The sequence below is a fragment of the Cellulosimicrobium cellulans genome (genome assembly GCF_006539945.1).
GTDB lineage: Bacteria > Actinomycetota > Actinomycetes > Actinomycetales > Cellulomonadaceae > Cellulosimicrobium > Cellulosimicrobium cellulans.
This window is the reverse complement of sequence record NZ_BJNZ01000036.1, coordinates 1-9,541: the sequence shown is the minus strand read 5'-3', so window position 1 is coordinate 9,541 and position 9,541 is coordinate 1. Positions and strand designations below refer to the sequence as shown.

Below are 9,541 nucleotides of genomic sequence, written 5' to 3'. Positions count from 1 at the left end.
CCGGGGCGGTGCCGGCCGCCCCGAGCCCCGACCGCCGGCGCGCGTCCGCGCGCGCCGGTGGTTCGCGGGTCTCGACCCCTGGCGCCGGGTGCTCCTTGCCCTCGCCGCGCTCGCCGTCGTCGCGGTGGTGGTCGCGCTCGTCGTGGCGCTCACGCGCGAGGCGCCGGCCGCGACCGACGACGGGTTCGCCGTCGACCCCGCGCGCGTCGCCGAGCTCGAGGCGGCCGAGGAGGCGCGCGACGCCGACAACCTCGTCGCCTCGATCGAGCACGCCCAGCACGTGCAGACCGAGCTCGTCCCCGTCCTGCACGGGCTGCACGCGGTGCTCCCCGTCGACGGCTCGACCGCCGTCCCGGCCGACCCGGCCGAGATCGCGGAGTGGCGAGCGACCGTCGACGGTCTCGTGGCCGAGACCGAGTCGCTCCAGAGCGGCTCCTCCGAGCACAACATCGTCCGCAACGGGATGCTCACCTCGCTCGAGCTCGTCGGCGACACGCTCGACGCCGTCGGCCTCGCGGCCGCCGAGGACACGAGCGACCCGACGGCTGCGTCCGACCTCTACGCCCTCGCCGGCGACCTGCGCACGCGCGCCGTCGACGCGTGGGGTCTCGCCGCGATCCAGCTCGACCTCCGCTCGACCGCCGGTGGGCAGGGCCACGTCCACGTGTTCCTGCCCGTGCACCCGGACGACTCGCTCGACGGCGGCACGGACCTCGGGCACGAGGGCGGTTCCGCGGACGAGGACGCGCACGAGGACCACGACCACTGACCGACGGCGGCCCCACAAAGGGGCCGCCCCACCGACCTCCCGGTCGGGCGCCCTCCGGGGTGCAGGCCGAGCCCGACCGGGACCTGACCGGAGCCCCGCGCGACGACGCGCGGTCCCGACGACGCACCACGAGGAAGGAGCGTAGGACCTGCGGACCGGCAACGGCGCCGAGCCGCACCGATCAGTTCTCAAGGAGGAGAAGTGACAGCACGACCTTCGAGAGGTCGGCGCCAGGGGGTCGCGGCGGTCACCGCCGCGGCCCTCGTCGCGCCGGCGCTCACCCTCGCGACGGCGGCCCCCGCCGCCGCGCACGACGAGTTCTCCGTCATGGTCTTCAGCAAGACCGCCGGGTTCCGGCACGGCTCGATCCCCGCGGGCGTCGCGGCGATCCAGCAGCTCGGCACCGACCACCACTTCGCGGTGACCCCGACCGAGGACGCGGGAGCCTTCACGGACGAGAACCTCGCCCGCTACGACGCCGTCGTCTGGCTGTCCACCACGGGCGACGTCCTGAACGACGAGCAGCAGGGCGCGTTCGAGCGGTACATCGCGGCCGGCGGCGGGTACGCCGGCGTCCACGCCGCGTCCGACACCGAGTACGACTGGCCCTGGTACGGCGAGCTCGTCGGCGCGTACTTCGACAGCCACCCGCAGAACCAGGACGCGACGGTCGTCGTCGCCGACGACGAGCACCCCTCGACCGCCCACCTGCCGGCCTCCTGGGACCGGTACGACGAGTGGTACAACTACCGCGAGAACCCGCGCGGCCAGGTCCACGTGCTCGCGAGCCTCGACGAGTCCTCGTACTCCCCGGGGTCGGGCGCCATGGGCGCCGACCACCCGATCGCGTGGTGCCAGGAGTACGACGGCGGCCGGTCCTGGTACACCGGCGGCGGCCACACCGACGAGTCGTACACCGACCCGGCGTTCGTCCAGCACCTGCTCGGCGGCATCCAGACCGCCGCGGGCGCCGTCGACGCCGACTGCGGCGCGACCGTCGACGCCTCGTTCGAGCAGGTGACGCTCGCCAAGGGCGCGGCCAAGACGGGCGAGCCGATCGCCATGGCCGTCCTGCCCGACGGCGACGTCCTGCACACCTCGCGCGACGGGCGCGTCTGGTACACGACCGCGGACGCCACGACGGCGCTCGCGGGCACCGTCCCGGTGTACACGCACGACGAGGACGGCCTCCAGGGCGTCGCGATCGACCCGGGCTTCGCCCAGAACCGCTGGGTGTACCTCTACTACGCGCCCAAGCTCGACACCCCGCCGGGCGACGCCCCCGAGACGTCGGCCGACCCGGCCGCGTTCGAGGCGTTCGAGGGGTACAACCAGCTCTCGCGGTTCCGGCTCACGGAGCAGAACCTGCTGGACCTCGCGAGCGAGCAGAAGATCCTCGAGGTCCCGGCCGACCGCGGCCTGTGCTGCCACGCGGGCGGCGAGATCGACTTCGACGCCGAGGGCAACCTCTACCTGTCGACGGGCGACGACACGAACCCCTTCGCGTCGGACGGCTACGCGCCGATCGACGAGCGGGCGACCCGCAACCCCGCGTTCGACGCGCGCCGCAGCTCCGGGAACACGAACGACCTGCGGGGCAAGCTCCTGCGCATCACGGTCGCCGAGGACGGCTCGTACACCGTGCCCGAGGGCAACCTCTTCCCGGAGGGTGAGTACGAGGCCGGCAAGACCCGGCCCGAGATCTACGCGATGGGCTTCCGCAACCCGTTCCGCTTCGCCGTCGACAAGGCGACGGGCGAGGTCCACCTCGGCGACTACGGCCCCGACGCGGGCGGCGCGAACGCCAACCGCGGCCCCGGCGGCACGGTCGAGTTCAACGTCATCGCCGAGGCGGGCAACTACGGCTGGCCGTTCTGCATCGGCGACAACCTCGCGTACAACGACTACGACTTCGAGACGAAGGTCTCGGGGCCGAAGTTCGACTGCGCGGCGCCGAAGAACACGAGCCCGCACAACACGGGTCTGGTCGACCTCCCGCCCGCCGTGCCGGCGTGGCAGCCGTACGACGGCGGGTCCGTGCCCGCGTTCGGGACGGGCGGCGAGTCCCCGATGGGCGCCGTCGTCTACGACTACGACCCCGAGCTCGAGTCGGAGACCAAGTTCCCCGCGTACTACGACGGCAAGCCGCTGCTCTACGAGTGGGACCGTGCGTGGATCAAGGAGGCGATCCGCGCCGAGGACGGCAGCCCCGCGGGCTTCGTCCCGGCGCTGGAGTTCATGGACCTGCGCCGGCCGATGAACCTCGAGTTCGGACCGGACGGCTCGCTCTACGTGCTGGACTACGGCGGCGGCTACTTCGGGGGCGACGCGCTCTCGGCCGTCTACCGGATCGACTACGTGCGCGGGGGGCGCTCGCCCGTCGCGCAGATCGACGCCTCGCCGACGAACGGTCAGGCGCCGCTCGCGGTGTCCTTCGACGGCACCGGGTCCTCGCACCCGGACGGCAAGGAGTTCACGTACGCCTGGGATCTCGACGGTGACGGCGAGACCGACGCCACCGACGCCCAGGTCTCGCGGACGTTCACCGAGAACGGCCGGCACGAGGTGCGGCTCACCGTGACCGACGCCGACGGCAAGCAGGGCGTCGCGACCACGACCATCACCGTGGGCAACACCGCGCCCGAGGTCACGCTCGAGCTCCCGGCCGACGGCCAGTTCTTCGACTTCGGCGACCAGGTCCCGTTCCGGGTCACGGTCACCGACGCGGAGGACGGCGCGCAGGTCGACTGCAGCCGCGTCGTCGTCGAGTACATCCTCGGCCACGACAACCACGGCCACCCGCTGTCCAGCGCCACGGGCTGCGAGGGCGTCCTCACGACCGCCAAGGACGAGGGGCACGGCCTCGACGCGAACATCTTCGGCGTGGTCAACGCGACCTACACCGACGGCGGGGGCGCCGACGGCGTGCCCGCGCTCACGTCCGACGACGAGGCCGTCCTGCACACGCGCACCAAGCAGGCCGAGTACTTCACCGACAGCCAGGGCGTCCAGGTCGTCGCGAAGGAGGTCTCCGAGGGCGGCAAGCAGGTCGGGTACATCGCGGCCGGCGACTGGTTCGCGTTCGACCGGATGAACCTCGCGGGCATCGACGCGATCTCCGCGCGGTACAGCTCGGGCGGCTCCGGCGGCGTGCTCGACGTGCGGGACGGCGCCGCGGACGGCCCGGTCCTCGCGACGCTCACGTTGTCGTCGACCGGGAGCTGGGAGACGCCGGCACGGACGCAGGCGGTCCCGGTCACCGACCCGGGCGGCACGCGCACGCTCTACTTCGTCGCGCGCTCGACGACGGGGGCGACGGGCGACATGTTCGACGTCGACTCGGTCACCTTCACGGGTCGGGGCGCGGCGAACAACGTGGCCCCGGTGGTCGCCTCCGTGACGGCCACGCCCACCACCGGCGACGCGCCGCTCGACGTCGCGTTCGCCGCCCAGGCGTCCGACGCCGACGGCGACGATCTCACCTACGCGTGGGAGTTCGGCGACGGCGGCACGGCGACGGGCGCGACCGCGCAGCACACGTACACCGCGGCCGGGACCTACACGGCCACGGTCACCGTGAGCGACCCGGCGGGCGCGCGCGCGACCGGGACCGTCGCGGTCTCCGTGTACGGGACGCTCGAGTGCGCCGAGCCGGACCCGCAGCGCGGGCCTGGGGACGAGTTCGAGGGCGAGGCGCTCGACGGCTGCCGCTGGGACGTCGTCGACCTCCGCCCCGACCTCGCCCAGGTGCGTGACGGGAAGTGGGTCGTGCGCACGACCGACGCCGACTTCGCGGGCACCGGGAACCAGCGCGTCCCGAACATCATCACGACGGACCAGCCGGGCGACTCCTGGACGGTCGAGACGAAGATGACGGCCGCGTTCGCGAACCAGTACCAGCAGGGCGGCCTCATCGTGCGCGCCTCGGAGTCCGACTACGTCAAGCTCGCCGTGGTCCAGCACCCCGGCAGCCTGCGCGTCGAGCTCCGCAGCGAGATCGGCGACGTCGTGCAGTCCACGAACGGCGACGTCCTCGACATCGCGAAGCCCGTCTACGGCGAGTACCTGCTGCGGCTGTCGCGCGACGGCGACTCGTTCACCGGGTCGTACTCGCTCGACAACGGGCAGACCTGGGTCCCGACCACGCGCGCCGTCACGCACGCGGGGCTCGGCGACGCGGGCGTCGGCGTGTTCGCGCTCGGCAAGGGCGCGGGTGCGAACCAGATCGACGTCGCGTTCGACCACGTGCGCGAGGTCGACGGCAGCGGCGTCCCCGTGTGCGAGGACGTCACGGCGAGCGACACGTTCGACGGCAGCGGCTCCGGCCTCGGCCTCGACCCGTGCCGCTGGTACGTCGTCGACGCCGACCCGTCGCGGCTCGCCGTCGCCGACGGCGCGCTGCAGCTCACCACGACCGACGACGACGTGTACGGCGCGACGAACTCCACCGTGCCGAACATCGTCCGCTCGAAGGTCGTGACGGGCGACGAGTGGACCGTCGAGACGACGGTGCGCGCCGACCTCACGCAGAACTACCACCAGGGCGGCCTCATGGTCTACAAGGACCAGGCCAACTACGTGAAGGTCGGCGTGATCCACAACGGCGGCACCGCCGGGACGGTCGGCTTCGAGCTCCGCAGCGAGAAGGGGGACGTCGTGCTGCAGCCGCAGCCCGGCGTCAGCGCCCTGCCCCGCGAGGCGGACGGGACGTACCACGTGCGCCTCGCCCGGTCCGGCGACACGTTCGTCGGCTCGTGGTCGCTCGACGGCGAGCAGTGGACCGCGTTCGCCGCCGTGACGAACGACCAGCTCGACGGGATCGGCGTCGGGCCGTTCGCGCTCGGCAAGAACCAGACCCAGCCCACGGTCGTCGCGTTCGAGGACTTCGTCCTCGAGGGCGAGGTGGTCGAGCAGCCGCTCGACGTCACGACCGAGGTCCAGGTCCGGTGCCTCGCCGGCAAGGCGTACGTCGCGGTGCGCGCGGCGAACGCCGACGACGTGCCGCTCGACGTCACGCTGACGACGCCGTTCGGCACCAAGGCGTTCACCGGCGTCCAGCCGGGCGCCTCGGCGTACCAGTCGTTCGCGGCCCGGGCGACGTCCGTCGAGGCGGGCGTCGTGGGGATCGCGGCGACCGGTGGCGGCCGCACGTTCGCGGCCGACGTCGCGTACGACGCCAGGAGCTGCGGCTGACACCGCAGCTCGGACAGCAGGCCGAGGGCCGGTCGGGGACGTCCCCGACCGGCCCTCGGTCGTGCGGGTGGTCGCGCCCCGTCAGGTCCGGGGGAGCGCCATGACCACGTCGGTGTGCGTCTCGCCGCCGACGACGTAGGTGCGTCCGCCGACGACGTCGAACCGGTGCTTGCGGTAGAACGCCTGCGCCCGCGCGTTGAGACCGTTCGTGCCGAGCCACACGGGCAGGCCGGGCCCGAGCCGCGCGGCCGCCTCGGCAGCCGCGGTCATGAGCACGCCCGCCACCCCCGTGCCCTGGGCCGCGGGGTGCACGTAGATCTTCGAGAGCTCGACCGCCTCGCCGGGCCCGACGGCCGCCGCGACGTCGGGGTCGTCGGGAACGCCGCGGACGAGGAGCGCGTACCCGAGGAGGCCCGAGGCGTCGTGCGCGCCGGGGACGTCGTCCGTGACGTCGTCGGGCACCGGCTCGACGAGGAGGAGCGCGTGCGCGGCGCTCGCGGCCCACACGCGGAACCGCTCGGACGAGAGCTGCGTCGCGACGTGCTCGGCGATCGCCTCGGGCGACGTGCCCGGCGGGCACGCGAGCGGGAACGTCAGGGCTGCGAGCCCGGCGAGCGCGGGTGCGTCCTCGGTCGTGGCGCGCCGGACGTGCACGGTCGTGGGCGTGGTCGGGAGGTCGTCGGGCATGCCCGCGAATCTACGCCCCGACGCTGAGGACGCGGTCGGCCCGCGCGCCCGGGCGCCGGCCCGTTCCGGGCATGATGGTCCGGTGACACGCATCGACCTCAACGCCGACCTCGGCGAGGGCTTCGGCCGCTGGACGCTCGCCGACGACGAGGCCCTGCTCGGCCTCGTGACCAGTGCGAACGTCGCGTGCGGGTTCCATGCCGGCGACGCGACGACGATGCGGACCGTCACGCGGGACGCCGTCGCCCGGGGCGTGCGCGTCGGCGCGCACGTGAGCTACCTCGACCTCGCGGGCTTCGGGCGCCGGTTCATGGAGGTCGACCCTGTCCAGCTCGCCGACGACCTGCTCTACCAGCTCGCGGCGCTCGACGGCTTCGCGCGCCTGGCGGGGGACCGGGTGCGCTACGTCAAGCCGCACGGCGCGCTCTACAACGCGATCGTCCACCACGAGGTGCAGGCCCGCGCCGTGGTCGACGCCGTCCGTGCCTACGACCCCGCGCTCCACGTGGTCGGCCTGTCGGGCTCGGAGGTGCTCCGCCTCGCGGACGCCGCGGGGGTGCCGACGGTGCGCGAGGCGTTCGCCGACCGGGGCTACCTCCCCACGGGCGAGCTGGTCCCGCGCGGCCTGCCGGGCGCCGTCGTGCACGACGCCGAGCAGGTCGCCCGACGCGTCGTGGAGCTCGCCACGTCGGGCACGGTGCCCGCCGCGGACGGCTCGTCCCTGCGGGTCGAGGCGGACTCGGTGTGCGTCCACTCCGACACCCCGGGCGCCGTCGGGCTGCTGAGCGCCGTCCGCGTCGCGCTCGCGGACGCCGGCGTCGAGGTGCGGTCGTTCGTCGCCGCCGGCGCCGTCGGCCCGGGCTCCGACGGCGCGGTGCCGTGACAGGAGCGGTCGGCGCCGTGCACCGGTTCGGCGAGACGGCGCTGCTCGTCGACCTGCCCGACCTGGCGGCCGTGCGGTCGTTGCACCGGGCGCTCACGACCGAGGCCCCGGCCGGCGTCGTCGACGTGGTCCCGGCCGCGCGGACCGTGCTCGTCCGGTGCGCTGCGCCCACGGCGGTCGCGGACGCCTGGGCCTGGGTCGAGGACGCACTGCTCCGGGCGCCGTCCGACGACGGACCGACGTCCGCCGGCTCCGTCGTCGAGATCCTGGTGCACTACGACGGCCCCGACCTGGAGGACGTCGCGCGCTGGGCGGGGGTGAGCGCGGAGGAGGTCGTCGCCCGGCACTCGGGACGGGAGTACGAGGCCGCGTTCGGCGGCTTCGCGCCGGGGTTCACCTACCTGGCCGGTGTCGACCCCCTCATCGCGGCACCTCGGCTCGCGACGCCGCGTACGCGCGTCCCCGCGGGGTCCGTCGCGCTCGCGGGCGAGCTCACCGCGGTCTACCCCGGCGAGTCCCCGGGTGGGTGGCGGCTCCTGGGCCTCACGAGCACGCGGATGTTCGACGTCGACCGCGACCCGCCCGCGCTCGTCGCCCCCGGTGCGCGGGTGCGGTTCGTGCCGTCCCGAGCCGGTGCCTCGGGGCTCGCGGTGCCCGCGGACGCGGGTCGGTGTGACGGCCGCGGCACCGCGGCGCCCGGCGCGACGACGGGGGAGGTTCTCCCGGGCCGGGGGGCGGGGGAGGGCCGCGACGGCCCGAGCGCGGGTGCGGGCTCCAGGACGACGACCACCGTCGAGGTGCTCGCGACGGGCCCGCTCGTGCTCGTCGAGGACGCGGGGCGCCCCGGTCTCGCGGCGATCGGCGTCGGACCGTCGGGGGCCGCCGACCGCACGTCCCACGCGCTCGCGAACCGTCTCGTCGGCAACCTGGCGAGCGCCGCGACGCTCGAGGTCGCCCTCGGCGGGCTCGCGCTCCGGTTCCGGGAGCGCGCGGTGGTCGCGCTCTGCGGGGCAGCGGTCCCCGCGACGATCGACGGGATGCCCGTGGGCATGAACGCACCTGTCCCGGTGCCGGCCGGCGGCGTCCTGCGGCTCGGGCGCGCGGCGCGAGGCCTGCGGACCTACGCCGCGGTGCGGGGCGGGGTGGGTCCGGACGCCGTCCTCGGGTCGCGGTCGCGCGACACCCTCGCGGGGATCGGCCCCGCGCCGCTGCGGCCGGGGGACGAGCTGACGGTCGGTGCCCCGGTGGCGGGTCGCTGGCCCGTCCCCGGCGTCGCGCCCGTGCGTCATGCTCCCGGGGAGCTGCGCCCCGGCGAGCGGGCGGGCGCGGTGCTCGAGGTCCTGCCCGGGCCGCGCGCCGACTGGTTCCTCCCGGGCGCGTGGCACGCGTTGCGTGCTCTGCGGACCGTGAGCGCGGACAGCGACCGGGTCGCGATCCGGCTGGACGGGCAGGTGGTCCCGCGCCGTGCGGGAGAGCTGCCCTCCGAGGGGCTCGTGCGCGGAGCGGTGCAGGTCCCGCCCGACGGTCGGCCGGTCGTCTTCCTGGCGGACCGCCCGGTCACCGGGGGCTACCCGGTCATCGGGGTCCTGCGTGCCGACGACGTCGACCGGGCGGCCCAGCTCCGGCCGGGGGACCGCGTGGTGCTGCGGGCCGCGCGGCCGTCGTGACGGGCCGGGACCTGACGTGGCGACTCTGCCTGACGCGAGGGAGGTCCGAGGTGCCCGGACCTGGGGAGGGATCGCGTGCGGACGCCCGACAGCCTGTGTGCCGGGTCACCCGGACCCGGCTTGACCCTGGCGCGACGGGCCGCGTAATGTTCTGGATGTCGGCCCGACAGGGAGGAACAGACACCGCCTCGAACGATCGAAGGTGGCTGGTCCCGGGGTCGAAACCCTTCCACCGCATGGCGTAGAATGTTCTCCTGCCCGCGACGAGGAAGACCACGGCGACTGGACCACGGCGAACAGCCGGGGTTGAGGAGCCGGGGAGGACCTGGTAAGGTTGAAGGG

The 9,541-nt window shown here is 74.6% G+C and carries 5 protein-coding genes; 4 read left to right on the top strand and 1 reads right to left on the bottom strand.

What is annotated here, in order from left to right:
• The first annotated feature begins 88 nt into the window (after positions 1-88).
• Together CCE02nite_RS18785 and CCE02nite_RS18780 are read left to right on the top strand one after the other, a co-directional pair.
• Positions 89-769, top strand: a complete 681-nt coding sequence (locus CCE02nite_RS18785) for a hypothetical protein (RefSeq protein WP_141391125.1) — start codon at positions 89-91, stop codon at positions 767-769.
• 201 nt (positions 770-970) lie between these two features.
• On the top strand, positions 971-5,962 hold the full coding sequence (locus CCE02nite_RS18780; RefSeq protein ID WP_141391124.1) for a ThuA domain-containing protein: 4,992 nt from the start codon (positions 971-973) through the stop codon (positions 5,960-5,962).
• Positions 5,963-6,043: 81 nt separating this feature from the next.
• Here the strand turns inward: CCE02nite_RS18780 and CCE02nite_RS18775 are convergent, their stop codons facing one another.
• Positions 6,044-6,649: a GNAT family N-acetyltransferase gene (locus tag CCE02nite_RS18775; RefSeq protein WP_141391123.1), complete on the bottom strand. Its 606-nt coding sequence runs from the start codon at positions 6,647-6,649 to the stop codon at positions 6,044-6,046.
• An 82-nt stretch (positions 6,650-6,731) separates the two neighbouring features.
• On the opposite strand from CCE02nite_RS18775, the gene CCE02nite_RS18770 reads away from it, so the two are divergent.
• Together CCE02nite_RS18770 and CCE02nite_RS18765 are read left to right on the top strand one after the other, a co-directional pair.
• Positions 6,732-7,532: a LamB/YcsF family protein gene (locus tag CCE02nite_RS18770; RefSeq protein WP_218027165.1), complete on the top strand. Its 801-nt coding sequence runs from the start codon at positions 6,732-6,734 to the stop codon at positions 7,530-7,532.
• The gene (locus tag CCE02nite_RS18765; RefSeq protein WP_255318976.1) at positions 7,529-9,199 is read left to right on the top strand and encodes a 5-oxoprolinase subunit B/C family protein; all 1,671 of its coding nucleotides are present in this window, start codon (positions 7,529-7,531) and stop codon (positions 9,197-9,199) included. The genes CCE02nite_RS18770 and CCE02nite_RS18765 overlap by 4 nt, the downstream gene beginning before the upstream one ends.
• The last annotated feature ends 342 nt before the right edge of the window (positions 9,200-9,541 follow it).